23 protein-coding genes are annotated in these 25854 nt (G+C 55.2%); 10 read left to right on the plus strand and 13 right to left on the minus strand.

What is annotated here, in order from left to right:
• Positions 1 to 110 precede the first annotated feature (110 nt).
• Together NR195_RS08180 and NR195_RS08185 are read left to right on the plus strand one after the other, a co-directional pair.
• Positions 111 to 746 carry a hypothetical protein gene (locus NR195_RS08180; protein ID WP_010251615.1) on the plus strand — a complete coding sequence of 212 codons (636 nt, stop codon included), beginning with the start codon at positions 111 to 113 and terminating at the stop codon, positions 744 to 746.
• Between the two features lie 24 nt (positions 747 to 770).
• Entirely contained in the window at positions 771 to 1439 is a 669-nt protein-coding gene (locus NR195_RS08185) for a MarC family NAAT transporter (RefSeq protein WP_022625312.1), read from the plus strand.
• A 43-nt stretch (positions 1440 to 1482) separates the two neighbouring features.
• Here the strand turns inward: NR195_RS08185 and NR195_RS08190 are convergent, their stop codons facing one another.
• From NR195_RS08190 to NR195_RS08200, 3 genes are read right to left on the minus strand one after another with little or no spacing between them, the layout of a single operon-like run.
• Positions 1483 to 2745: a cytochrome c gene (locus tag NR195_RS08190; protein ID WP_010671773.1), complete on the minus strand. Its 1263-nt coding sequence runs from the start codon at positions 2743 to 2745 to the stop codon at positions 1483 to 1485.
• A 4-nt stretch (positions 2746 to 2749) separates the two neighbouring features.
• Complete coding sequence (locus tag NR195_RS08195) at positions 2750 to 4519, minus strand: GMC family oxidoreductase (protein WP_010251625.1); 1770 nt, start codon at positions 4517 to 4519, stop codon at positions 2750 to 2752.
• A gap of 36 nt (positions 4520 to 4555) precedes the next feature.
• Positions 4556 to 5284 carry a gluconate 2-dehydrogenase subunit 3 family protein gene (locus NR195_RS08200; protein ID WP_010251628.1) on the minus strand — a complete coding sequence of 243 codons (729 nt, stop codon included), beginning with the start codon at positions 5282 to 5284 and terminating at the stop codon, positions 4556 to 4558.
• Positions 5285 to 5973: 689 nt separating this feature from the next.
• Between NR195_RS08200 and NR195_RS08205 the strand changes: the two genes are divergently transcribed.
• From NR195_RS08205 to NR195_RS08215, 3 genes are all read left to right on the plus strand, one after another.
• A complete protein-coding gene (locus NR195_RS08205; protein WP_031592609.1) occupies positions 5974 to 7545 on the plus strand; it encodes an ABC transporter substrate-binding protein in 1572 nt (523 codons plus the stop codon).
• Positions 7546 to 7665: 120 nt separating this feature from the next.
• Complete coding sequence (locus NR195_RS08210) at positions 7666 to 9168, plus strand: helicase HerA-like C-terminal domain-containing protein (RefSeq protein ID WP_256844404.1); 1503 nt, start codon at positions 7666 to 7668, stop codon at positions 9166 to 9168.
• 26 nt (positions 9169 to 9194) lie between these two features.
• Complete coding sequence (locus NR195_RS08215; RefSeq protein ID WP_010251638.1) at positions 9195 to 10475, plus strand: DUF445 domain-containing protein; 1281 nt, start codon at positions 9195 to 9197, stop codon at positions 10473 to 10475.
• Between the two features lie 9 nt (positions 10476 to 10484).
• Here the strand turns inward: NR195_RS08215 and NR195_RS08220 are convergent, their stop codons facing one another.
• Positions 10485 to 11393 (minus strand): LysR family transcriptional regulator, encoded by a 909-nt coding sequence (locus NR195_RS08220; protein WP_182504634.1) that lies wholly within the window; start codon positions 11391 to 11393, stop codon positions 10485 to 10487.
• Between the two features lie 101 nt (positions 11394 to 11494).
• On the opposite strand from NR195_RS08220, the gene NR195_RS08225 reads away from it, so the two are divergent.
• Entirely contained in the window at positions 11495 to 12130 is a 636-nt protein-coding gene (locus tag NR195_RS08225; RefSeq protein ID WP_256844405.1) for an NADPH-dependent F420 reductase, read from the plus strand.
• 353 nt (positions 12131 to 12483) lie between these two features.
• Here NR195_RS08225 and lptG read toward each other — a convergent pair whose 3' ends face one another.
• Both lptG and lptF read right to left on the minus strand, forming a co-directional pair.
• Positions 12484 to 13560, minus strand: a complete 1077-nt coding sequence (gene lptG / locus NR195_RS08230) for an LPS export ABC transporter permease LptG (RefSeq protein WP_010251648.1) — start codon at positions 13558 to 13560, stop codon at positions 12484 to 12486.
• Positions 13560 to 14660, minus strand: coding sequence for an LPS export ABC transporter permease LptF (lptF, locus tag NR195_RS08235; protein ID WP_010671780.1), 1101 nt, complete (start codon positions 14658 to 14660; stop codon positions 13560 to 13562). The genes lptG and lptF overlap by 1 nt, the downstream gene beginning before the upstream one ends.
• Before the next feature lie 268 nt (positions 14661 to 14928).
• Here lptF and pepA point away from each other — a divergent pair, with 268 nt between their 5' ends.
• The 3 genes from pepA (at position 14929) to NR195_RS08250 (ending at position 19825) form a co-directional block, all read left to right on the plus strand.
• Positions 14929 to 16440, plus strand: a complete 1512-nt coding sequence (pepA, locus tag NR195_RS08240; protein ID WP_010251654.1) for a leucyl aminopeptidase — start codon at positions 14929 to 14931, stop codon at positions 16438 to 16440.
• Between the two features lie 65 nt (positions 16441 to 16505).
• Positions 16506 to 16964, plus strand: a complete 459-nt coding sequence (locus tag NR195_RS08245) for a DNA polymerase III subunit chi (RefSeq protein WP_010251657.1) — start codon at positions 16506 to 16508, stop codon at positions 16962 to 16964.
• A gap of 5 nt (positions 16965 to 16969) precedes the next feature.
• Positions 16970 to 19825 carry a valine--tRNA ligase gene (locus tag NR195_RS08250; RefSeq protein ID WP_010671782.1) on the plus strand — a complete coding sequence of 952 codons (2856 nt, stop codon included), beginning with the start codon at positions 16970 to 16972 and terminating at the stop codon, positions 19823 to 19825.
• A 51-nt stretch (positions 19826 to 19876) separates the two neighbouring features.
• Here NR195_RS08250 and NR195_RS08255 read toward each other — a convergent pair whose 3' ends face one another.
• Genes NR195_RS08255 through NR195_RS08265 form a run of 3 tightly spaced genes read right to left on the minus strand, consistent with a single transcriptional unit; the run spans position 19877 to position 21287 of the window.
• The gene (locus NR195_RS08255; protein WP_124889642.1) at positions 19877 to 20398 is read right to left on the minus strand and encodes a hypothetical protein; all 522 of its coding nucleotides are present in this window, start codon (positions 20396 to 20398) and stop codon (positions 19877 to 19879) included.
• A complete protein-coding gene (locus NR195_RS08260; RefSeq protein WP_010671784.1) occupies positions 20395 to 20757 on the minus strand; it encodes a tlde1 domain-containing protein in 363 nt (120 codons plus the stop codon). Before NR195_RS08260 ends, NR195_RS08255 begins: the two co-directional genes overlap by 4 nt.
• 50 nt (positions 20758 to 20807) lie before the next feature.
• A complete protein-coding gene (locus tag NR195_RS08265) occupies positions 20808 to 21287 on the minus strand; it encodes an Hcp family type VI secretion system effector (protein ID WP_010671785.1) in 480 nt (159 codons plus the stop codon).
• Between the two features lie 305 nt (positions 21288 to 21592).
• Here NR195_RS08265 and NR195_RS08270 point away from each other — a divergent pair, with 305 nt between their 5' ends.
• Positions 21593 to 22093, plus strand: coding sequence for a GNAT family N-acetyltransferase (locus NR195_RS08270; RefSeq protein ID WP_010671786.1), 501 nt, complete (start codon positions 21593 to 21595; stop codon positions 22091 to 22093).
• Here NR195_RS08270 and NR195_RS08275 read toward each other — a convergent pair.
• The 4 genes from NR195_RS08275 to rraB all read right to left on the minus strand — a co-directional run bounded on the left by NR195_RS08275 (position 22088) and on the right by rraB (position 25815).
• Positions 22088 to 22873, minus strand: coding sequence for a histidine phosphatase family protein (locus NR195_RS08275; RefSeq protein ID WP_010251666.1), 786 nt, complete (start codon positions 22871 to 22873; stop codon positions 22088 to 22090). The two genes, NR195_RS08270 and NR195_RS08275, sit on opposite strands and share 6 nt — an antisense overlap.
• 10 nt (positions 22874 to 22883) lie before the next feature.
• On the minus strand, positions 22884 to 24212 hold the full coding sequence (locus NR195_RS08280; protein WP_256844406.1) for an OprD family outer membrane porin: 1329 nt from the start codon (positions 24210 to 24212) through the stop codon (positions 22884 to 22886).
• 370 nt (positions 24213 to 24582) lie between these two features.
• On the minus strand, positions 24583 to 25344 hold the full coding sequence (locus NR195_RS08285; RefSeq protein WP_033769520.1) for a tRNA-(ms[2]io[6]A)-hydroxylase: 762 nt from the start codon (positions 25342 to 25344) through the stop codon (positions 24583 to 24585).
• A gap of 54 nt (positions 25345 to 25398) precedes the next feature.
• The gene (gene rraB, locus NR195_RS08290) at positions 25399 to 25815 is read right to left on the minus strand and encodes a ribonuclease E inhibitor RraB (protein ID WP_010251675.1); all 417 of its coding nucleotides are present in this window, start codon (positions 25813 to 25815) and stop codon (positions 25399 to 25401) included.
• Positions 25816 to 25854: the final 39 nt, after the last annotated feature.

A 25854-nucleotide genomic window follows, 5' to 3' on the forward strand; every position in this document is an offset into this window, starting at 1 on the left:
CTCTCTGCTCTGAGGGGAGCGTTAAACGCCCCACTGCTGTGATGCCTGACATTCCCTTAACCTGGGGTTGAGCGCTATAGTGTTGTTTTGATTTCTACAGGACAGCACGCATGAAAGGCATCAACATCGCACTTTACTTCGACCCCGATCAGATTCAGGCCTGCGTTCACGAACAGGACGACAGCTATGTCACCAAAAAATTCGAGTATGACGATGGCGTGATTGAAGAGATCTACCAGTGGCTGGAGCAGTACGAACCCAAACGTACCCACATCTGCGTGATTGAAAACGAAACTGCCGAGCTGCTGGCCGATGAGCTGGTCGACAGCGGCTTTCGCGTCCATCAGGTTACCATGCATCAGCTGCTGAGCTGGTTCGCCACCGAGCCGCCTTCCACGCCAGACGGCACGCCAATGCGCGCCATGCTGCGTTTCCTGGAAGATGAACACCCGCGTGAATATGAGTCGCGCACGCCGCAGACCGAAGCGCTGATGGAGATGTTCGACGAACTGGACGCGCTGGAGATGGTGGATGACGCCGACGACGAAGACGCGCTGCCGGGCGATCTGTTGCGCGCCATGAAGAAGCACAAAATCACCGCCAGCGCTGCGGCCCAGCGTCTGCTGCCGGACATCAATGAGCGTATCCGCGAACATCTGATGCAGTATCCCGAACTGATGACCCCTGAAATCCTGCAGGACTTCTTTCCGGAACTGCTTGAGGCGCTGGAGCGTCCGAAGCACTAATCACCACGGAAAAGGCGATTTGTCATGCTGGAGTTAATTAAAGCAGTCAGTCTGGGGCTGGTGGTGATCCTGCCGCTCGCCAATCCACTCACCACCGTGGCGCTGTTCTTGGGGCTGGCGGGTGAGATGAACTTCCAGGAGCGCAACCGACAGGCGCGCCAGGCTTCTATCTATGTCTTCGCCATCATGATGGTGGCGTGGTACGCGGGCAGCGCGGTGCTGAATACCTTCGGCATCTCCATTCCTGGCCTGCGCATGGCGGGCGGCCTGATCGTCGCTTTTATCGGTTTTCGGATGCTGTTTCCGGCTAAACCTGCCGGCCATTCTGTCGAAGCAAAGCAGAAACTGGATGAGCTGGATGAAGCCAAAGAGCCGGTGAATATCGCCTTTGTGCCGCTGGCGATGCCGAGTACGGCGGGGCCGGGTACCATTGCGATGATCATCTCCTCTGCCTCGACGGTAAGAAGCGGCGTCGACTTTCCGGCCTGGGTCATCACCGTCGCGCCAGTGCTGATCTTCCTGCTGGTGAGTCTGATTCTGTGGGTTTCACTGCGCAGCTCGGGTGCCATCATGAAGCTGGTGGGTAAAAGCGGCATTGAGGCGATATCGCGCCTGATGGGATTTTTACTGGTCTGTATGGGCGTGCAGTTTATCATTAACGGCGTGCTGGAAGTGGTGCGCACCTTTCACTAATCCGGGATTTCCCCTCTCCGAACGGGCAGAGGGGAAAACTCGATTACTTCAGCGTTTTACGCACTTCAGCAACCTGATCTTTGCTCACCGCTGGCGCGGTGTTGCTCCAGCCCTGGCGAATAAAGGTCGCCAGCTGCGCTACCTCTTCATCACTCAGACGCTGACCAAAGCCTGGCATTGCCAGTTTCGACGGGGCCTTCGCGGTGGAAGGCTGCTGTGCGCCGGCCAGGATGGTGTGGATCAATCCGGTTGGATCCTTGGCATTGACGATCGTCGCCTGATCCAGCTCCGGGAAGATCCCTGGAGCGCCTTTGCCGGTCACGAAGTGACAGGCACCGCAGTTATCCAGATAGAGACGCTCGCCTTCGCTCAGGTTCTTCGCGGCAGTGAGTTTCGCTTCCGTTGCCTGCTGCGCCTGCACGTTGTACGCCTGCAATGGCGGGTTGCCGCCCAGGAACTTCAGGTAGGCCGCGATGGCTTTCAGATCGGCGTCGGTCATGTGTGAGCTGCTGTGCTCAATCACCGAGGTCATCTCGCCGCCCACCGCCGCTTTATCGTTACGGCCGGTCTGCAGGTAGTCCACCACTTCCTGCTCGCTCCAGCGCGGCAGGCCACGCAGTGACGGCACATCCCAGTTGTTCAGGCTGCCGCCTGCCAGGAATTTATCGTCACCGCTATCCAGCGCTTTCTCGTTCATGCCCAGACCGCGCGGCGTATGACAGCTGCCGCAGTGACCCAGACTCTCCACGATATAGGCACCGCGGTTAACCTCTTCAGAAGCGCCACCAATCGGCTGGAAAGGCTTATCCGAGGCGAACGCCCAGTTCCAGAAACGCATGCCCCAGCGCTGGCTGAACGGGAAGCTCAGATCGGTTTCCGGCGGCTGTTCTGCGCTTGGCTGCACGCCTTTCATGAAGTAGACGTAAAGCGCGTGAATGTCGGCATCACTGATTTTGGCGTAATCAGGATAAGGCATCGCCGGATAGAGATGCGAACCGTCCGGTAATACCCCTTTGCGCACCGCGTCCGAGAACTGCTGCTCGCTGTAGTTGCCAATACCGTGCTGCTTATCGGGCGTGATGTTGGTAGAGAAGATGGTGCCAAGGTTCGACTCAATCGCCAGCCCGCCCGAATAGTCAGGCTTGCCAGGTAGTGAGTGGCACGCCATGCAGTCGCCCAGCCGCGAGAGATATTCGCCCTGCTTAATCAGTTGCGCTTCATCTTCGGCGTGAACCGGCAGCGCAAATCCGCTGGCTAACAGCACCGCGTTGGCAAAGATAAAAGATTTCAGTTTCAGCTTATTCATGCGCTTATGCCTGTACCAGTGGGCCGGGATTTTTCAGATACTGATCTTTGATCGCCTGTGCCGCCATCAGGGTGATCGCACCGATGGTATCGGTCGGGTTCGCCTGGAAGTTCTGCGGGAAAGCGTTGCCGCCCGGCACAAAGACGTTATGCACGTCCCAGCTCTGCAGATACTTGTTCAGCGCCGAGGTTTTCGGGTTATCGCCCATTACGGCACCGCCCACGTTGTGGGTAGAGACATATTTGGTCAGATCGAAATCCGCGCCCATTGGCAGGAAGCTCATGCTCATGCTGTCAGGGTTCAGCTCTTTGGCGATATTGCCGACGATGCCTTTCAGGTGCTGCTGCAGCTTCAGCTCATTCTCTTTCCAGTTGAAGGTCATGCGCAGCAGTGGCAGGCCACGGTGATCGTTGTAGTTCGGATCGAGATCCAGATAGATATCGCGGTAAGACTGACAGGTAGTGGTGATGCTGATCTTCATTGAATGACCGTACCACTCCTCCAGACCTTCCTTGTATCCCATGCCCCAGGTCGGCGTGCCTTTTGGCAGCGCGGTGCTGATCGGCGTACCGGTCGCCTGTGAGCTGTGGATCTTCGCGCCGCCGAGGAAGCCGAGCGATGGGCCGTCGAAGTTGCCTGGCGAGATATCGTTAAACATCTGGCCGGTCGCGCCCGCCGTGGCGTATGGATTGAAGTTTTTATCTTTGAAGAACAGCGTCGCGCCGCCGTTGGACAGGAACGCGTAGTTACGCCCTACCACGCCCTCTTCGGTAATCGGGTTGTAAGGCTTGCCGATGCCGGAGAGCAGCATCAGACGCACGTTGTAGAGCTGGAAGCTGCTCAGCACCACGATTTTCGCTGGCTGGAAGCACTCGTTGCCCTGTGCATCGATGTAGATCACGCCTTTCGCGGTTTTCTTATCATCGTTCAGCACGACCTTGATCACTTCCGCATTCACTTCATAGGAGAAGTTCGGCATACGCTTCAGTGAATCCATTACGGCGGTCTGCGGCGACGCTTTGGAGTAGTTCAGGCAGGGATATTTACTGCAGTAGCCGCAGTAGTTGCACGGCGCGATCTGGTTGCCGTACGGGTTTTTCCACGCACGCGATACACAGGCCGACGGGTTCGGGAACGGATGGTAACCGAGTTTGGTCGCCACCTCTTTGAACATCACGTTGTTCAGCGTGTCATCCAGCGCAGGCAGCGGATAAGGCTCAGAACGCGGGCCTTCAAACGGATCGCCGCCTTCCAGAATTTTGCCGCGCAGGTTGCCGGTGTTACCCGACTGGCCGCAAATCAGTTCGAATTTGTAGTAGTAGGGTTCGATCTCTTCCCAGCTGAACGGGAAGTCCATCACCCGCATATCATCCTGCAGAATGCCCGGCTTGTAAGCCTCGTCGACATAGGTCTTCAATTTGATATCGGTCGGTGTCGGACGGATCAGTACTGCGGTCCAGTGCAGGCCGGAACCGCCTACGCCGGTGCCCGGTGCAAACGCACCCCATTTACGGGTTGGTAATGCCGTCTGGCTGCTGTTGTAGCGGACGGTGACCGCCACTTCGGCGGGGGTGGCAAACACTTTATTGCGCACCGCATAGGCGTATTCATCCGCCGGTTTCGGGTAGGCGAACTCGTCATAATCGCGATCGCCGCCGCGCTCAAGGGCGCGCACGTCCAGACCTGCCAGTGCCAGCTCGATGCTCATCAGCGAGCCTGCCCAGCCGAGGCCGCAGACCACGACGTCGACTTCTTTTTTAGTAACCTGTGCCATGATAATCCTGTTTCAAATACCTGATGTGGACGCGCCCTACGCGCGTTCGCCCTTCACACTGACCGGACCCAGCGGATAAGGAACGTTGTGCTGTTTCACCCATTCGGTGAAGCTGGCACGCGCGCCGGGGAAGCCGATGGCGATCCAGGCTTTCATGCCTTTATTACCGCCGTACATCGGGTCAGCAAGGTAGCCATGCTTGGTATCGGAAAGCAGCTGGCTGAAGAAATGCGCAGGCTTAAGATCGGCTTCGCCCAGTGCGGCAAAGTCGATCTCGTTTTTGTTTACCTGGGTAAGCACCGCATCTTTCTCTTCCAGCGTCAGCGCATGAAACGCTTTCTGATGGGTGTTCTGCGACCACTGATTAATCAGCCGGATACCGGTCTGATACATCTGTTGTGGGCGGAACGGGATCTGGTAACCCATGGTTGCGGGCGCCTGCGTATTGAACGGCCCCTGCATGTAGATTTCGCTGCCAAACGCTTCGCTGTGCAGCTGCTGATCGATAAAGATCGGCACGTTAGTTTCCAGCGCGCCCGGCGCTTTGCCTTTGCCGCCTGCCGGAATCAAACGGTCAGTGGCGGCCAGGATAAACTGCCACTCATCGGCACTAAAAAAGATCGGTTTGTAATCGGCTAACTCCGGTGCGGCCATCTCTGCCGCCTGTGCCGCAGTAATGCCTTTGAAGACCAGTTCACTTAATGGCAACGCCAGCAGTGAACCGAGCAAAAATTTACGCCTGGTGGTGGGTTTTTCTAAAAGCATATCCGCACGACTCTCATCTGCTAAATACCCGCTTTATTTGTTATGAAGCTGAAAGGCTGAGTGCAGGCGGAAAACTCCCCGCAGAGATCAACGCACGCGGCACAGACGACGGCAGAACAGACAAGGGCAGGTAGAATTATGGTTCGGTGACTAACGGAACTTATCGGTTAATAACCTGGCAATCTTAGGGATATAAATATGTCTGGATGTAAAAATTGAATTTAAGATGTGTCTTAGTAAAAGTTTATCATGGTGTTGCGAAAGGGTTGCGGAGAGGTAAAAGATTTACAGCGCGGGAATCGGGGGTAAAACCGCATAAACATCGGGTATTTAACTCTTTTAACGCAGGAATGAGGGTTATTATTTTCACTCTGTCATCATCACGCCAGATAACCGATAAAAAAATATCATACTTCCATACAAGAGAATGATTCTCACCGTTAACACTATAGTGACTTTGATAGTCATACAATCAGACTGTGCGCAATTTGTGATCGGCTGAGTAAAACCGGCTTTATTCCGCCCGCTGTAAAATGACAATAAAATAATTACTGACCGTCATTATCTTATTTTGTCTCTTTGCCTGAATGACTACGCTAATAATTGTGCAAAGCTCATAAGAAACCCGCATTTGGAGATTATCCGGCGCCCGATAGAGTAGAGCTATCAACGACTCAGGATAACCCTCCATGCGAAAAACACTCTTGTCCCTGTTTACGGCTCTGGCACTGGTTCACCCGGCACACGCCGCCACGCCTGGCGACACGCTGGTAATTGCCGTTCCGCTTGATGGCATCATCAGTTTCGACCCGGCGGAAAGTTTTGAGACCGTCAGCAACAGCAGCCTGCGCAATATCTACCAGACGCTGCTGGAGCCGGATCATCAGAATCCGCAGCAGCTCTCGCCGCTGGCTGCCACGCGCTGGCAGGCAGGCAAAACGCCTCATAGCCTGGTGTTTGATCTTAATCCGCAGGCCCGCTTCGCCAGTGGTCATCCCGTGACCGCACAGGATGTGGTCTTCTCATTAACCCGTGCAGTAAAACTCAATAAAGCGCCCTCTTTTATTCTGGGTGAATTTGGCTGGACGCCAGAAAACATCGATCAGCAGTTCACGGTGATCAACGACCACCAGCTTGAACTGCGCTGGCCAGCGGAGATCGGCAGCGATCTGGCGCTGCGCCTGCTGACCGCGCCGGTCTCCTCCATCGTCGACAGCAAACTGGCACAAGAGCACGCCAGCAACAACGATTACGGCAATAGCTGGCTGAAGGTGCACTCCGCCGGCAGCGCCGCCTATGCCATCAAACAGTTTGTCCCGCTGCAGGCGCTGGTGCTGGAAGCCAATCCCCACAGCAGCCAGAAGCCGCATCTGAAGCGGGTATTGCTGAAAGGTGTGGCCGATCCGGGCAGCCGCCGTCTGCTGATCCAGCAGGGTGATGTGGATGTCGCCTATCAGCTCGGCCCGGATCAGATTACTGCGCTGAAGAACACCGCCAATGTGCGTATTGATGCCTTCCCGTCCAGCCTGGTTTATTACATCGGCTTTAACACCCAAAGCCCGCAGCAACCGGCGCTGGGCAATCCGGCGCTATGGCAGGCGGCGCGCTGGCTGGTTGACTATGACAGCCTGGCGAACCAGCTGCTGAAAGGTCAGTACCGCATTCATCAGAGCTTCCTGCCGGACGGCTTCGATGGTGCGCTGAACACGACACCGTTCCATTACGATCTGAAAAAGGCGCAGGCGATTCTGCAAAAAGGCGGCATCAAACCTGGCACCCATATCGCGCTGACGGTGGTGAACCAGCCGCCTTACATTGATGTGGCGCAGGCACTGCAGGCCAGCTTTGCCAAAGCGGATGTGCAGCTTGATATCCAGCCGGTGGCGGAATCGGAGCTGTGGAGCAAAATGCGCAGCCGTGACTTCCAGGCCATCTTTACCTACTGGGGCGCGGACTACATCGATCCCAACACCAATGCCAGCACCTTTGCCTATAACGTGCCGGGCGGCGGCAAAACCCTGGCGTGGCGCGTCGGCTGGACGATTCCGGAGCTGAGTGCACAGACCCGCGCCGCCGCCGGAGAGAGCGATGCGGTGAAACGTCGCAACCTCTACACCGGGCTGCAAACCCGCATCCAGCAGGATTCGCCGTTTGTCATGCTGTTACAGGGCGCAACCCAGGTGGCGGTGCGCAGCAACCTCAGTCACCTGCAGCAGGGCATCGGGGTCAGCCTGCTCAATTTTGAAGAGGTGCAGAAGTAAACTACTGTTGCAGGCCGCTGCTCCCCGGGCAGCGGCCTTTTTTTGGTGAATAGTTCTCCTCCTGTGCCGCTCCGGCTTGCTATCCTTCAGGCATAACCCAATGCCTGAGAGTGGAAAATCATGACTTCCCCGCTACTGATTGCCCGTACGCCAGACGTCGAACTTCATCTGTTGCCGCAAATGGCCAACCGCCACGGCCTGATCACCGGCGCGACCGGCACCGGTAAAACCGTTACGCTGCAGAAACTGGCTGAATCGTTCTCCGCCAGCGGCGTGCCGGTCTTTATGGCTGACGTTAAAGGCGATTTGACCGGCGTGGCTATGGCTGGCCAGTCCAGCGAAAAGCTGCAGGAGAGGCTGGCGAAAATCGGCGTCACCAACTGGCAGCCGCTGAGCAATCCGGTGGTGCTGTGGGATATCTTCGGCGAGAAAGGCCATCCGGTTCGCGCTACCGTCTCCGATCTCGGGCCGCTGCTGCTGGCGCGACTGCTGAATCTGAATGAGGTGCAGAGCGGCGTATTGCAGATTATTTTCCGCATCGCCGATGACCAGGGTTTGCTGCTGCTGGACTTCAAAGATCTGCGCGCCATGACCCAGTACATCGGTGACAACGCCAAAAGCTTCCAGACCCACTACGGCAATATCAACAGCGCCTCGGTCGGCGCCATCCAGCGCGGATTACTCACGCTGGAGCAACAGGGCGCGGAGCACTTCTTTGGTGAACCGATGCTGGATATCGCCGACTGGATGCGCGTCGACAGCAACGGCAAAGGTGTCATCAACATCCTCTCTGCCGAGAAGCTCTACCAGATGCCGAAACTCTACGCCACCAGCCTGCTGTGGCTGCTTTCGGAGCTTTATGAGCATCTGCCGGAAGCGGGCGATCTCGATCAGCCAAAGCTGGTGTTTTTCTTTGATGAGGCGCACCTGCTGTTTACCGACGCGCCGCCGGTGCTGCTGGAGAAAATAGAACAGGTCATGCGGCTGATCCGCTCCAAAGGGGTCGGCGTCTGGTTCGTCACCCAGAACCCGGCGGATATTCCCGATCGGGTGCTGGGCCAGCTCGGCAACCGCGTTCAGCACGCCCTGCGCGCCTTTACCCCTAAAGATCAGAAAGCGGTAAAAACCGCCGCCGATACCCTGCGCGCCAATCCGGCGTTTGACAGCGTCGAGGCGATTCAGGCGCTGGGCACCGGCGAAGCCCTGATCTCCTTCCTGGATACCAAAGGCAGCCCGTCGGTGGTAGAGCGCGCCATGGTGATCGCCCCCGGCTCACGTATGGGTCCGGTCACAGGCGATGAGCGCAACGGCCTGATCAACCATTCACCCCTCTATGGCAAATATGACAGCGAAGTTGATCGCGAATCGGCGTTTGAGAAGCTGCAAAAAGGGTTTCAGGCCGCCAGCGATCAGGCCAGCGCGCCCCCGGCGAAAGGCGACGATGTCGCGGTAGATAACGGCATTCTCGGCGGGCTGAAAGAGATCCTGTTTGGCCGAACCGGCCCGCGCGGCGGCAAGCACGATGGCGTGGTGCAGACCATGGCGAAAAGCGCTACGCGCCAGATTACCAATCAGATCATCCGCGGCGTACTCGGCAGCCTGCTGGGTGGTCGTCGCCGATGAAACCGGCTCTCTGCTAAGATCAGGATATGGATAAACAACACGAACTGAAACGGACGAAACGTCTGGCGCTGCTGCTGTTACTGCTGGCTGCAATTACCTTTATCGTTACGCTTTTTCTGCCGCCCGGCTTCTGGGTCAGCGGCGTAAAAGCGATTGCGGAAGCTGCGATGGTCGGCGCGCTGGCGGACTGGTTCGCGGTGGTCGCACTGTTCCGGCGCGTGCCGGTGCCCTTTATCTCGCGTCATACCGCCATCATTCCGCGCAACAAAGATCGTATCGGTGAAAACCTCGGTCGCTTTGTGCAGGAGAAGTTTCTTGATACCGACTCGCTGCTCAATCTGATTCGCCGTCACGATCCTTCCAACCTGCTGGCGCAATGGCTGAATGCGCCAGGCAATGCTGACCGCATTGGCCGCCATCTGCTGCAGGTCATGCGCGGCTTCCTTGATCTGACCGATGATGCGCGGATCCAGACCTTCATGCGCCGCGCAGTACATCGCGCCATCGACAAGGTCGATCTCAGCCAGACCAGCGCCCTGCTGCTGGAGAGCCTGACGAAAAACAACCGTCATCAGGCGCTGCTGGACGCGGCAATCGAACAGCTGCTGAAGCTGCTGCACAAGCCCAGTACCCGCGAGTTTATTGCCATGCAGCTGGTGCGCTGGCTCAAACGCGAGCATCCGATCAAAGCCAAAATGTTGCCGACTGAATGGCTGGGCGAGCACAGCGCCGAGCTGGTGGCAAACGCGGTCGATTCACTGCTGGATGATGTGGCGCTGGATCAGGGACATGAGCTGCGCCTCGGCTTCAATCGGGCGGTCGACAAACTGATAGTTAAACTGCAGAACGACCCGGAAATGGCAGAGCGTGCCGAGGAGATCAAAGGCTGGCTGAAAGAGGATGCTTCCTTTAACCGCTATATCGGCGAACTGTGGAATGATATGCGCAACTGGCTCAAGGCGGATCTCAGCAGTGATGACTCACGGGTGCAGGAGAAAGTGCGCGGTGCAGCCTTGTGGCTGGGAGAAACCCTGGCGGCCGACCCGGCGCTGCGTGACTCGATGAATCAGCATCTGGAACAGGCCGCACGCAGCGTTGCGCCAGAGTTTGCTGGCTTCCTGACGCGCCATATCAGCGACACCGTGAAGAGCTGGGATGCACGCGACATGTCGCAGCAGATCGAACTTAATATCGGCAAAGATCTGCAGTTTATCCGCATCAACGGCACGCTGGTTGGCGGCACCATCGGGCTGATTCTCTACCTGTTGTCGCAGCTGCCTCAGTTACTCCCGCTGCTGAGCCGATAACCGCCTGGTTTAGCCGGATTGGGGTGGATAGAGGCCAAACTCGGTGATAATGGCGCTAACAAAGCTGCGGATTTTCACCGTCTGTCGGCGGCCTGCCGGGATCAGCACATGCATGGGTCGTGCTGGCCCGGCATAATCGGGCAGCACCTGGACCAGCCGACCCTGTCTGATCTCTTCAGAGAGAATGGTGGCCGGTCCCAGGGTAATGCCATAACCCTCCAGCGCCGCATGCAGCAGCGCTTTCCAGTCATTTGATCGCATGCGCCCCTGCGGATGCACCTCTTCAACCTTACCGGCCTGGCTGAATACCCAGCGGCAGGGTTTTGAGGGCGACCAGATGCCATAAACGAGACAGGCGTGGTTCACCAGCTCCGCTGGCGTGGAGGGCACACCGTGCCGCGCCAGATAGGCTGGCGACGCGCAGGCTATCAGCCGGTAGGGCTGCAGTGGATGGGCGATGATCGAACTGTCCGCCAGCGCACCAATCCGGATCACCACCTCATAACCCTCTTCAAACGGATCGACCAGCCGATCGCTCAGTTCAAGATCGACCTGCGTTTCCGGAAACCGGTCAAGATAGCGGGTCACAAACGGCGCCAGGCTAAAAGAACCAAACGTGACCGGGGCGCTGACCTTCAGCGTACCGGACGGCCGCTGCTGCATATCCAGCGCGATCGCATCCGCTTCCTGCACCTCTGCCAGCACGATTTTGCAGCGTTCGTAATAGTTGCGGCCCACATCCGTCAGACTTTGTCGTCGGGTGGTGCGATGCAGAAGCAGCGTACCGAGATGCTTCTCCAGCATGGCGATATGCTTCGCCACCATCTGCGGTGAGATTTGCAAATGCCCTGCGGCTGCGGCAAACGAGCCCGATTCCGCGACGGTAACGAACACGTTCATGCTGGTAAGCCGATCCATGATTCCCTCCTGTTGGTTGTTTATATTGCGTCTGTTTGTCGATTTATTCACCTCCTGTTTTTAATTAAGGTCAGTGCGTGAAACTCATCGAGGAGAAACGTATGAAAATAGGCATTATTGGCGCAGGCTTTGTTGGCCGGGCGATTGCAAAACTGGCGATTCAGGCAGGACATCAGGTGATGCTCAGCAACTCGCGCGATCCACGAACGCTGTTCAGCCTGAAACCGATGATTGGCTGTGAAACCGGCACCGCCACCGAGGCCGCAGAGTTCGGCGACGTGGCGGTGATTGCCGTGCCGCTCACGGCAACGGAACAACTTCCGGCCACAGAATTGCGGGGAAAAATCGTACTTGATGCGGTTAATTACTATCCCGACCGCGATGGCGAAATTGAAGAGCTGCTCAATGGCCGCATCAGCACCAGTGAACGGCTTGCCCGCCTGCTTCCTGACAGCCGCGTCACCAAGGCATTCAATGCCATCCGCATGACCGATCTTGAAACTCAGGGCCTGCCGCCGGGCGATGCCAACCGGCAGGCGTTACCGCTGGCGGGAGATGATAGCGAAGGGAAAGCGATCGCCACGGCATTATATGAAGCCTTTGGATTTGATGCGGTGGATGCGGGATCGTTAGCGGAAGGCTGGCGTTTCGAGCGTGGAATGCCCGCCTATTGCGTAGCCCTGAACAGAGAGCAACTTATCAGGACACTGAAAGAGACCACCCGGCACTCCGCATAAACAGGGCATCAGCGCAGAATAAAGCCGCTTAAACCGTCGCTGAAACCGCCTCTTCCAGACGACAGCTAAACGTAAAGCGATGGGAGCATACGCCTGTAGCAAAGCATCGCGGGCCAGGGATGGCCCGCGCTGAGCCGCCACGGATGGCGCTTTTGCGTCTTTGTGGAAGGCGTATGCTCCCTGAGCCTTCACTCAAACAGACCATCGGCTTTACGTACAGACAATCAGGCCGCTGAAACCGTTACTCCCACACGGCTGCAAAACGTAAAGCGATGGGAGCCTGCCCTGAGCCTGAACACCGGTCACAAAAAAGGCCGCTTGCGCGGCCTTTTCTTTTACTGCATTCATTGCGCTTAGCGCCGCTTAATCAACATAAACATACTGATAGCGAAGAACGCAAAACTCGGCAGAATCGCTCCCAGAATCGGCGGCAGACCGTAAACCAGGCTCAGCGGACCGAAAATCTGGTCCAGCACGTAGAACAGGAAGCCAAAGCTGATACCGGTTACGACACGCACACCCATCGACACGCTACGCAGCGGACCAAAGATAAACGACAGCGCCATCAGCATCATCACCGCCACCGACAACGGCTGGAAGATTTTGCTCCACATATTCAGCTGATAACGTCCCGATTCCTGGCCGCTCTGCTTCAGATATTTACTGTAGCTATGCAGACCGCGAATCGATAACGCGTCTGGATCCAGCGCAACCACACCCAGCTTATCCGGCGTCAGATTCGTTTTCCACTCGCCACTCAGGCTCTGTGAACCGGTAATCTGCTTAGGATCGGTGAGATTAGACTCATCAACCTGCGACAGTATCCAGCGCTTCTTAGCCGCATCCCAGGTCGCCGTCGCCGCGTAACGCACACTCTGCAGACGACGCTGATCGTTAAAGCTGTAGATGCTCACGCCATCAATTTCGTTGTCGCCTTTAATGCGCTCAATAAAGATAAAGCTATTGCCATCTTTCGCCCACAGACCGTTCTGTGTTGAGACCAGCGCACCGCCATAAAGCTGCTGCGCCCGGTAATTACGCGCCATCTGCTCGCCCGACGGCGCAACAAACTCGCCAATCGCCATGGTCAGCAACACCAGCGGAATCGCTGTTTTCATCACTGACAGCGCAACCTGCATGCGGGTAAAGCCCGCCGCCTGCATCACCACCAGTTCACTGCGCTGCGCCAGCGCGCCCAGTCCCAGCAGCGCGCCCAACAGGGCCGCCATCGGGAAAAAGATCTCAATATCTTTGGGTACGCTAAGCAGGGTGTAGTAACCGGCGCTCAGCGCGTTGTAGCTGCCCTGGCCGGTCTTGCGCAGCTGATCGACGAACTTGATGATGCCGGAAAGCGACACCAGCATGAACAGCGTCAGCATAATGGTATTGAAAATGGTTTTACCGATATAGCGGTCAAGTACGCGAAACATCAGACCGACCCTCCGCGGGTAAAGCGGGCGCGAATCCGACGCATCGGCACCGTATCCCACAGGTTAAGGAGCACCGCCAGCACCAGATAGCTGATATTCACCACCCACATCCAGAGCGCCGGATCGAGCCGCCCTTTCGCGCCGCTCGACTTCAGCGAGCTCTGCAACAGGAAGAAAATCAGATAGAGCATCATGGCGGGCAGCATCGACAGCACGCGCCCCTGACGTGGGTTCACCACGCTGAGCGGCACCACCATCAGCGCCATCACCAGCACCGCAAACACCAGCGTCAGACGCCAGTGCAGCTCGGCCTGAAACTCAGGTGTCTTATTCGCGAACAGGTCAGTCAGACTCGCCTGTTCTGCATCGTTAGGATCGAGCGTTGCCGCTTTATAACCCACAATGGCCTGATAATTGGTGAAGTCGGTGATACGGAAATCACGCAGCAGAGCGGTGCCCTCAAAACGGGTGCCTTTATCCAGCGTCACCACCTGCGAGCCATCTTTATGCTGCTCCATGTGACCGCTGTCAGCCAGCACCACCGATGGTCGCGCGTTGCCCTTTGGCCGTAACTGCGCCAGGAACACGTTACCAAAGTTGTTGCCCTTCACATCCTCAACAAACAGCACGGCGCTGCCGTCGCTGGAGGTCTGGAACTGTCCGGCGGCCATTGCTGCCGCACCCGGGTTCGCTTTGGCGTTCTGCGTCACCTCATCCTGATAGCGGGATGACCACGGCCCCAGCCAGATGACGTTCACGGCCGCCACTATCGAGGTAAACAGCATCAGCACCATCGCCGCTTTCACCAGGACGGCCTTACTCAGGCCGCAGGCGTGCATCACGGTAATTTCACTTTCCGTGTAGAGCCGCCCCAGCGTCATCAGGATCGCCAGAAACAGACTTAAGGGCAGTATAAGTTGTGCCATTTGAGGCACACCGAGTCCTAACAAGGTCAGAACGAGGTTTGTCGGCACTTCGCCATCCACCGCGGCACCCAGGATCCTGACTAACTTCTGACAAAAGAAGATGAGTAGCAGGATAAACAGGATAGCCAGCTGGCTTTTGAGCGTTTCCCGAACCAGATATCTAATGATGATCACGCTTAGTACGCCTGTGAAAACTTGTCTTTTTGCAGGAAAATCGCTAGTTTCAACGCTTATCAGCCATTTTTCTTCATCAATGGCCGTCGCCGTAGCTAAATTTGTATGAAAAACGCGTCCGGGTGGTGAAAAAACAACATCTTGTCACCCTGATTCATTATGACCTCCAGCAGCAGAATGTCATGCTGCGACGATGAATAAATGGGTCATGAGCGCGCTACATTCTAGCGGCAGCAGCGGCCGTTGTCTTTAAGATTCAGGAGAGTGCATGGAGTTCAGTGTAAAAAGCGGAAGCCCGGAAAAACAGCGCAGTGCCTGCATTGTCGTTGGCGTTTTCGAACCGCGTCGTCTGTCACCGATTGCCGAGCAGCTGGATAAAATCAGCGACGGCTACATCAGCGCCCTGCTGCGCCGCGGCGAGCTGGAAGGAAAAGTGGGCCAGACACTGCTGCTGCATCATGTGCCAAATATCCTGTCCGAGCGTATTCTGCTGATTGGCTGCGGTAAAGAGCGTGAGCTGGATGAACGCCAGTACAAGCAGGTTATTCAGAAAACCATTAACACGCTCAACGACACCGGCTCAATGGAAGCGGTCTGCTTCCTGACCGAGCTGCATGTCAAAGGCCGCAACACCTACTGGAAAGTGCGTCAGGCAGTAGAGACCTCAAAAGAGGCGCTCTACAACTTTGACCAGCTGAAAAGTAACAAAGCGGAGCCACGTCGTCCGCTGCGCAAACTGGTCTTTAACGTACCGACCCGCCGTGAACTGACCAGCGGCGAACGGGCTATCCAGCATGGATTAGCAGTCGCGGCCGGTATGAAAGCGGCTAAAGATCTCGGCAACATGCCACCTAATATCTGTAACGCCGCCTATCTGGCGTCACAGGCGCGTCAGCTGGCGGATGCCTTCAGCAAAAATGTCACCACCCGCGTCATCGGCGAACAGCAGATGAAAGAGCTGGGCATGAACGCCTATCTCGCTGTCGGGGCCGGTTCTCAAAACGAATCGCTGATGTCGGTAATTGAATACAAAGGCAATCCGGATGCGGAAGCGCGCCCGATTGTGCTGGTGGGTAAAGGGCTGACCTTTGACTCCGGCGGTATTTCCATCAAGCCTGCCGACAGCATGGACGAAATGAAGTATGACATGTGCGGCGCGGCCGCCGTCTATGGCGTGATGCGTATGGTGGCAGAGCTGAATCTGCCGCTGAACGTGGTTGGCGTGCTGGCGGGCTGTGAAAACATGCCGGATGGCCGGTCGATGCGTCCGGGCGACGTGCTGACCACCATGTCTGGCCAGACGGTTGAGGTGCTGAACACCGATGCCGAAGGCCGCCTGGTCCTGTGCGATGCGCTGACCTATGTTGAACGTTTCGATCCGGAAGTGGTGATTGACGTGGCGACGCTGACCGGTGCCTGCGTGATTGCGCTGGGTCATCACATCAGCGGCCTGCTGTCGAACCACAATCCGCTGGCGCATGAGCTGATCAGCGCCTCGGAGCAGTCAGGCGATCGCGCCTGGCGTCTGCCGATGGCGGATGAGTTCCAGGAGCAGCTGGAGTCCAACTTTGCCGATATGGCGAACATTGGTGGCCGTCCCGGCGGCGCGATTACCGCCGCCTGCTTCCTGGCACGCTTTGCCCGCAAATATAACTGGGCACACCTGGATATCGCCGGTACCGCCTGGCGCTCCGGCAAGGCCAAAGGCGCCACCGGACGTCCGGTGCCGATGCTGTCGCAATTTCTGTTGAATCGGGCAGGATTGAACGGCGACGATTAAGCGCCCTCTTTTCTGACAGCAAGGGCGGATATCATTCCGCCCTTGATCTTCTGATGAGCAAACCGATGAAAAACGCAACCTTCTACGTGCTGGAAACCGATGCAACGAGCGATGGCCTTAGCGCCGTTGAAGCGCTGGTGTGCAATCTGGCGGAAACACGCTGGCGGGCCGGAAAGCGGGTGTTGATCGCCTGCGAAGATGAACAGCAAGCCATTCGTCTCGACGAAGCGCTGTGGCAACGACCGGCAAACGCCTTCGTGCCGCATAACCTGGCGGGTGAAGGCCCGCGCTACGGTGCGCCGGTTGAGCTGGCCTGGCCACAGCGTCGCGGCAGTTCACCGCGCGACCTGCTGATTAGCCTGCTGCCCCACTTCGCAGATTTTGCTACTGCTTTCCATGAAGTGATAGACTTCGTTCCTTACGAAGACACGCTCAAACAACTGGCGCGCGACCGCTATAAAGCGTATCGCAGCGTTGGATTCCAATTGAATACGGCAGCGCCACCACAGCCGCAAACGACATAGCAGAAATGGAAAAGACATATAACCCGCAAGATATCGAGCAGCCGCTTTACGAGCATTGGGAAAAGCAGGGCTACTTCAAACCGAATGGCGATACCAGCCAGGAAAGCTTTTGCATCATGATCCCGCCGCCGAACGTCACCGGTAGCTTGCACATGGGTCACGCCTTCCAGCAAACCATCATGGACACCATGATCCGTTACCAGCGCATGCAGGGGAAAAATACCCTGTGGCAAGCAGGTACTGACCACGCGGGCATCGCCACGCAGATGGTGGTTGAGCGCAAAATTGCGGCTGAAGAGGGCAAGACGCGCCAGGACTATGGCCGTGATGCGTTCATCGACAAAATCTGGCAGTGGAAAGCAGAATCCGGCGGCACCATTACCCGCCAGATGCGCCGTCTGGGCAACTCCGTCGACTGGGAGCGCGAGCGCTTCACCATGGACGATGGCCTTTCCAACGCCGTGAAAGAGGTGTTTGTTCGCCTCTATAAAGAGAACCTGATCTACCGTGGCAAACGCCTGGTGAACTGGGATCCAAAACTGCGTACCGCAATCTCCGATTTGGAAGTGGAAAACCGCGAGAGCAAAGGCTCGATGTGGCATATCCGCTATCCACTGGCTGACGGCGCAAAAACGGCCGACGGTAAAGATTATCTGGTGGTCGCCACCACCCGTCCGGAAACCCTGCTGGGCGATACCGGCGTCGCCGTTAACCCGGAAGATCCACGTTACAAAGATCTGATCGGCAAATTTGTGATGCTGCCGCTGGTTGGCCGTCTTATCCCTATCGTTGGCGACGAACATGCCGACATGGAAAAAGGCACCGGCTGCGTCAAGATCACCCCGGCGCATGACTTCAACGACTACGAAGTCGGCCGTCGTCACAAACTGCCGATGATCAACATCCTGACCTTCGACGGCGATATCCGCGACCGTGCTCAGGTGTATGACACCAATGGCGAAGCCAGCGATGCCTGTTCCGATGAGATCCCGGCGGCTTTCCAGAACATGGAACGCTTCGCGGCGCGTAAAGCGATTGTTGCCGCTGTCGATGAACTCGGCCTGCTTGAAGAGATTAAACCTCACGATCTGACCGTGCCTTACGGCGACCGTGGCGGCGTGGTTATCGAGCCGATGCTGACTGACCAGTGGTATGTGCGTACCGCACCGCTGGCGAAAGTCGCGGTTGAAGCCGTTGAAAACGGCGACATCCAGTTTGTACCGAAGCAGTACGAAAACATGTACTTCTCCTGGATGCGCGATATTCAGGACTGGTGTATCTCCCGTCAGCTCTGGTGGGGTCACCGCATCCCGGCGTGGTATGACGACAACGGTAACGTCTACGTCGGCCGCACCGAAGACGAAGTGCGCGCCGAGAATAACCTGGCCGCCGATGTGGCGCTGCGTCAGGATGATGACGTGCTGGATACCTGGTTCTCCTCAGGTCTGTGGACCTTCTCCACCCTGGGCTGGCCGGAAAACACCGAAGCGCTGCGTACTTTCCATCCGACCAGTGTGCTGGTCAGCGGCTTCGACATCATCTTCTTCTGGATTGCCCGCATGATCATGCTGACCATGCACTTCATCAAAGATGAAAACGGCAAACCACAGGTACCGTTTAAAACCGTCTACATGACCGGTCTGATCCGTGATGAAGAAGGTCAGAAAATGTCGAAATCCAAGGGCAACGTGATTGACCCGCTGGATATGGTCGACGGCATTTCACTGGAAGCGCTGCTGGAAAAACGCACCGGCAACATGATGCAGCCACAGCTGGCGGAGAAAATCCGCAAACGTACCGAGAAGCAGTTCCCGGACGGCATCGAGCCATCAGGCACCGATGCGCTGCGTTTCACTCTGGCGGCGCTGGCCTCTACCGGTCGCGACATCAACTGGGATATGAAGCGCCTGGAAGGGTATCGCAACTTCTGTAACAAGCTGTGGAACGCCAGCCGCTTTGTGCTGATGAACACCGAAGAGCAGGATTGCGGACAGAATGGCGGCGAAATGACGCTGTCGCTGGCAGATCGCTGGATCCTGACCGAGTTCAACAACACGGTGAAAGCGTACCGTGAAGCGCTGGATAGCTACCGTTTCGATATCGCGGCTAACCTGCTGTATGACTTCACCTGGAACCAGTTCTGCGACTGGTATCTGGAGCTGACCAAGCCGGTCATGAACAGCGGCAGTGAATCTGAACTGCGTGGCACCCGTCATACGCTGGTTCACGTGCTCGAGGCGCTGCTGCGTCTGGCGCATCCGATCATTCCGTTTATCACTGAAACCATCTGGCAGCGCGTGAAGGGGCTGAAGAATATCAGCGACGACACCATCATGCTGCAGCCTTTCCCGCAGTACGATGCGGCGAAAGAAGATGCCGAAGCGAAAGCGGACATCGAGTGGATGAAACAGGCGATCGTGGCGGTGCGTAATATCCGTGCCGAGATGAACATCGCACTGAGCAAGCCGCTGGATGTGCTGCTGCGTGACTGCTCGCCTGCGGCACTGCGTCGCGTTGAAGCCAACCGCAACTTCCTGTCGCGCCTGGCGCGTCTGGAAAGCCTGACCATTCTGCCTGCGGGCGAGAAAGGTCCGGTGTCGGTGACCAAATTGGTTGAAGGCGCAGAGCTGTTGATCCCGATGGCGGATCTGGTGGATAAAACCGCCGAGCTGGAGCGTCTGGCGAAAGAGCTGGTTAAGCTGGATGTAGAAATCGAGAAGATCGAGACCAAGCTGGCGAACGAAGGCTTTGTTTCGCGCGCCCCGGAAGCGGTGGTGGCGAAAGAGCGCGAACGCGTAGCGGACCTGCAACAATCAAAAGCAAAACTGATTGAACAGCAGGCGGTCATTGCGGCGCTCTGATTGATTCCTCGCTCTGAAAAAACCCCGCGCTCTCGCGCGGGGTTTTTAATATCATTTTTTCGATGACACCCTTCTCGTCCTTGTTTCAGCAGCAAGATGATCATGACTCTTTTCTAATACAGACAGGCATCTTTTTTCCCGGTCACTTTCTGACGTTAACTGAGTAAGCGCCGTGCGGGCTTTTAAAAAGTACGCATCTGTTTCATCCGGCGTCGGCTCAATAAATGGCATGCCGCATAGCTTATTAACATTGCCTTGATTAACGTATTTCATTACCGCGCCAGGATTTTCAGGTAAGGCATAGGCCATCGCGATGTCCAGACCTTCCTGAAAAGAGGTTGCGCCTAAGAATGGCGATCGATTAAGGATGGGGTAAAGTTCAATCCAGCGTGTCCGGCCCTGAGAAAGATATTCTGTTATCTTGTCATAATCAGCATCTGAAAGTGAACTGCTGTCATTATTGCGGGATGCCGTAATCACTTTATCTGACAAAACATGTTCTGCAGAATTGAACCTTCCTGATGAACAGGAGACGGAAAACAATGCTAATAGCAAAATAATGAGCCATTTCATTTCACTATTAACTCCCTGTCGCCGCTATCCGCAATACTTTTTCTTACATTGAAAGACGCGACAATACAGCCATTCGAAGCGGTACCAAAGCCGTTATCTCCATGAATAAGAAACCCGGCGCGACCACACATATTGTTACCCGCATAAGGTATAAGACGGAGAACAAACCGTCCGGCTGTAGGATGCTTTGCCATAGGACTGGCAATCTTATACTTTCCTGCTGGCAAAGGACCTTTGTTCACCTCACATGCTAATGCAGGATCGTCTTTATATCCTTCAGCCCCGGCATATAACGCATCGAATTTATAGACACCATCTCGTGTAAAAGATCGCTTTCTGACGTCATAGACCCATGTCATACACGCTCCTTAAAATGACTCACAGAATTGCTGCGCCATTGATAGTTGAATTATGTGCGCTCCTTCCATGAATCGGAGTGCTGAATATTGCCATCACAGTACTTCCAGGTGATTTTTTCGTAGCGCAGCGTTACTGACTCAAGATGGTTCATATTTTCAATGGATTTGATGTTATGCATGAGTGGATTAACCGACACCACTTTCACTCCTTCAATGAACATATTGAAGTACTCCTCTTCCTGGCCAGCGTGATTAATACGGTACCATTTTATTTCAGCTGACCTGAGTGTTTGCCCGGAGGAGACTGCTTTATAGAGATAAGGGCTGGATGAGTCGAATTCTTTTTCGAATTCTAATGCACTATGAACACGCGTCCCTGTGAGTTTACCGGTGTGAGGATCGACCGGTATGCTCAAACCATGCATGAAACTAAGTACTTCAATACTTCCTTCTCGATGTTGGACGTCAACTGATCCTTTGATATCTGCGCCACCATCATCTTTCAGCCATAGGTAAGCTGGAATTGCCATGAAATTAATCCTTTAATTAGCGTTAAAGATATTAACTTACAGGAGTAGCAGTCAGCATTTTTGATTTACATCAATTAAGACAAACAAATTGATTGTGAAGTAATCAGCACTATTAAGACCAGAAGATAGAAACAATTCCTTATTACTGAACATAGTAAGGTGTAAATGATAAAACAGATTTTCAAGTGACATTAAAAAACATGACGCTTTAAAAGCCTCCCTGCATTGTCAGGAATATTGCTTTTACATGACGATAATGTTACTTCTGGTAAATGTCTAACCGATTTACATAGCTCAACTCCCACATGATTTCTGACTCTCAGCACCTTCAGGTGCGGCCGATTACTGCCGCCGATAATCCGCATATCGCCCAGGTGATCCGCGATGTTTCCGCGGAGTTCGGCCTGACGGCTGACAAGGGCTACACCGTTTCCGATCCGCAGCTCGACCAGCTGTTTGAGCTCTACAGTGCCGAACAGAGCGCCTACTGGATTGTTGAGTATCAGGGCAAGGTGGTCGGCGGCGGCGGTGTTGCGCCGCTCGCCTGCAGCGCACCCGATATCTGCGAACTGCAAAAGATGTACTTTCTGCCAGAGGTGCGCGGTCAGGGTCTGGCACGCGAACTGGCGCTGCGGGCGATAGAACATGCACGCAGCCACGGTTTCCGTCGCTGCTATCTGGAAACCACCGCCAGCCTGACGCGGGCCATTAAACTTTATGAGTCACTCGGCTTCGAGCATATCGACAGCGCGATGGGCTGCACAGGCCATGTCGATTGCGAAGTGCGTATGTTGCGGAAGTTATAAGCCGCGCTCTACGTAACTCATATCGTTGATGGATTCAATCACGAACTCTCCGCTGTCGGTATAGCGCAGCCGGGTTACGCTCGCATTGTCCAGCGTCTGGTTTAACGACGTATCGCCAAGCGCCTGCAGTAGCGCTGTAATCGCCAGGCCATGCGTGACCACCAGAACGTTACCGCCGCCCTGCTGCCGGGCCTGCTGCGCTATCTCAGTCAGACTATCGACCATTCGCTTCGCAACCTGCTGATAGCTTTCGGCCATGCCTGCTGATTTAATGCCTCTCAGTGCCGGCGTGCCTGACGCTTCCGCCTGCCGGATAGCGTCTATGATCCTGTCGACATGAACCTTGCCTTTGCCATAGGCCTCCATTAGCGCCGTGTCGGATGCAAATCCCAACTGATGGGCGGCATCGTTCAACATATTATTATTCAGATCGCCCTCATACAGGCCAAAGCCCACTTCCCGCAATTCCCGGCGTTCGTTCAGCGGCAGCGGCGTTTTCCATGCCTGCATCACAAGCTGCGCGGTTTCTCTCGCTCTGCCAGCATCGCTGGACCAGACGGCGATAAACGGGATCGTCTGCAGACCGCGTCCCAGCTTTTGCGCCACCTCTACCCCCGCTGGCGTTAGCGGAGTATCTGCCCATCCCTGCGCGCGATGCACCGTGTTGAACATCGTTTTACCATGCCGCGTAACGTAGAGAGTGACATCGGCGGCAAAGGCTTCGCCTGCGACAGCCCCAACCACAATAAGAATCAGCAACGCTTTAAAAATTCTTTTCATCGTATTTTCCTTATCTGAACAGGTTTAATTTATACTCAACCGCGATCTCTGCAGAAAGGCTGGGAGAACGCATATATTTTCCTTGCGCATTAAAAACCGGCGTTTCTTTATTATTCTTATATGACCAGCCATAACCGAATAGCGTAAAGACCGATAAATCCTTCAGGGCCGGATGGGGTTCGATAAAGCGATTTATGAGCGCGACTTCCCCCGAACGTATACGCGTATTACGGTAATTAAACTGTCCATAGTTAATCTGAAACCCGCTAAAAATGCCTTTTGAAATTTCAAATTCCGTCTGCGACACCAGCGCCAGTTCTTTATCACGGGTATAATCTTTTCCGGCAGAGGTCAGGGCGTTGAAACGCCCACGGGTATTTTTTGTCAGCGGGCGCACATAATATCCCACCGCATTATGTTTGGGCGCCGAAGTCCAGGCGGCAGCGAATTTCTGTGTCCATCTGTCGTTAATCCAGTCTGCTTCACCGACATAGTGCCACGCGTGGTTATCGAACGATCTTTTGCTGGCCGCCATGCTTTTATAATTTTCCAGCCCCTGACTGCCATAAATTTGAGAGGACAAGCGCCAGTCCGGCGAGAGCGAGTAATTCGCTTCGATAACATGACGCCGCTGGTAGGCTTCCGCTTCGCCAAATGCGTAGGCGAGACGTCCGCGATCACCGGTATAGCTCAGTGCGCCGGTATAGATCGCATTAATTTTTCGTCGGTCCTGGGTTTGCAGGGCAAGACTCTCCGGCGAGTCGTGGCGAAGCGTTTTGGTCACGTAAGCCAAATCCAGCCGAATCTTCTGCACGTTCAGCGCGCCGCTATAGCCTGAGTAACTGTTGCGTGACAAGCGGTCCGTGGTGGTCAGCACGCCGATGTTTTTTAACTCCTGCCAGCCCGCTTTTCCTTTAAATCCCGCATTCGCGTCCCCCAGCTTCACTTTCAGATAGCGTTCACCAAACTTGCTGAAGCCGTGCGCGTCAGCTTTTTGCTGATGACCGCCGCTGTCGTAAAGCAGGCCGCGCGTGGCAAAGTAGTCGCTGGCTCCCAGCCTGATCGTTCGGGTATAAGTTGCATCGAAACCCAGCCAGTCCCACTGATAGCCGGAACGAAAATTCAGGCTTGCCGCCTGTCCCCAGGCATTATGAACAGCGGTAGGCTGCGCTTCATTTTCCTTGAGATACTTCCAGTGATTACGCAGTCTGAGATCGAGTTGCGAATCACGCAGGAAAGCATTGTCAGAGAACGATAATGCGTCGGAAAAGTCAGCCCATGCGCCAGATGGCTGCAAAAACAGTAAAATAAATAACGGAATACCGCGCTTTCCCCTCATGTTAATGACTCCTTCCATTAAATGCTTATTAGCAAAACTGGCCGGGCGAAAAAAGTCGCTGATTCTTTTCCCCGGCTATAGCCGGTGCAAAAAAAAACCTGATTCACAACCCTCTCTGGCAAAGAGGCGTTATGAATCAGGTTTTGCTTGAAAAATAACAATCCTAATCCGGCAAGAGCACTATAGTTATTCCGCAAAGAAAAAACAGAAGAGATAAAATATTTTGTGAGGGGTCACTCAAATTATATTTTTCGGAGGTAACGCGTTCATATTAGATTAACAGTTAATACTTATCTTTTTATTATTAATAAAATCAACCCGGTTCAATATAAAAAATAAACGGCCATCGTAAGAGCGCCGTTTACTCTAATCAGAACGCCGGTACGCCGCTGTGAAAGCGTAATTCGTTGTCGGGTTCGCTAATTAACCGCCCTTCTGTTGCCCCAATCGCCTGCACCCGCGGCGTGATGTCTCTGGTGGCAATCTGCGCCGCCAGGGTTAAATAGTCCTGATAATGTCGCGCCTCTGAGCGCAGCAGCGACAGATAGAACTTCGCCAGTTCGTCATCAAGATAAGGTGCCAGACTGGCGAAACGTTCGCAGGAGCGCGCCTCGATGTAAGCGCCGCATATCAGCTTATCCACCAGCGTTTCCGGTTCATGGGTGGTGACTTCGCGCAGCAGCGATTTGGCATAGCGGCTGGAGGTGATCTTCTGATAGACCAGCCCGCGCGACTGCATAATTTCCCACACCTGATAGAAGTGATGCAGCTCCTCTTTAATCAGCAGCACCATCTTCTCCACCAGCTCATCCGCCCACGGCAGCGCATTGCGCACGATGATACGTTTTGTTAGGTTCTTATGGGCGTTGATAAAGTCGCTGTCGCCATCTTCGCGGAAGATAAAATCTTCATAAGGTTTCAGCCACGCCAGAATGGCGTCGCCGCTGGGTTTGTCGGCAACATATTTGCGGATCAACCACACCGCGGTCTGCGCGGCTTTCAGTTCGCACACCAGATGGTCGGTTAACAGCAGGGTCAGATTTTCCGGCTTGCGCGCCTCATCAATCCAGGCCTGTGGCGTGCGGCAGTGCAGAAACTGATAGATCGGTTCAAGTAAGGGTGCGTAGTTCATGATGTTAAAACAGGTGGCAGGGGTGACAGGCGGAGAACTCTCCGCCCCGGCTACTTAGTGGCGAATACCATCATCATCTTCATCTTCGATGGCGTCGTCATCTTCATCTTCGGCATCGGGATCTTCAAAATAGGTGCCCCAGCCGTCGTAATCGACGTTGTACTTACCAATCAGGTTCACCAGCTGCTCAACCTGCACATCGATCAGTTCAGGCTTCAGGGCGGATTCGCTGATGATGTCGACGCACATCACGGTGGTGCCATCTTCCAGCTCCAGCTCTTCCGGCTCGGTCACTTCATAACCCAGCTTGAACGCATCAACGGCCGCTTTTTCCAGCGAATCAAAATTATTGCATGAGAGATGGTGCTCGATGGTATAGAGCGCATCAGGATCGCTGCCATCCTCCAGCAGCTCTTCGATAATCTGCCGCGTCTCTTCCTGCTGCTCTTCCAGTAATGCTTCATATGCCATGACGATATCCTCTCTGAGTTCGGCAATAATCAATTATTT

The organism is Pantoea sp. Ft-CA_14 (assembly GCF_024520875.1).
Lineage (GTDB): Bacteria > Pseudomonadota > Gammaproteobacteria > Enterobacterales > Enterobacteriaceae > Pantoea > Pantoea agglomerans.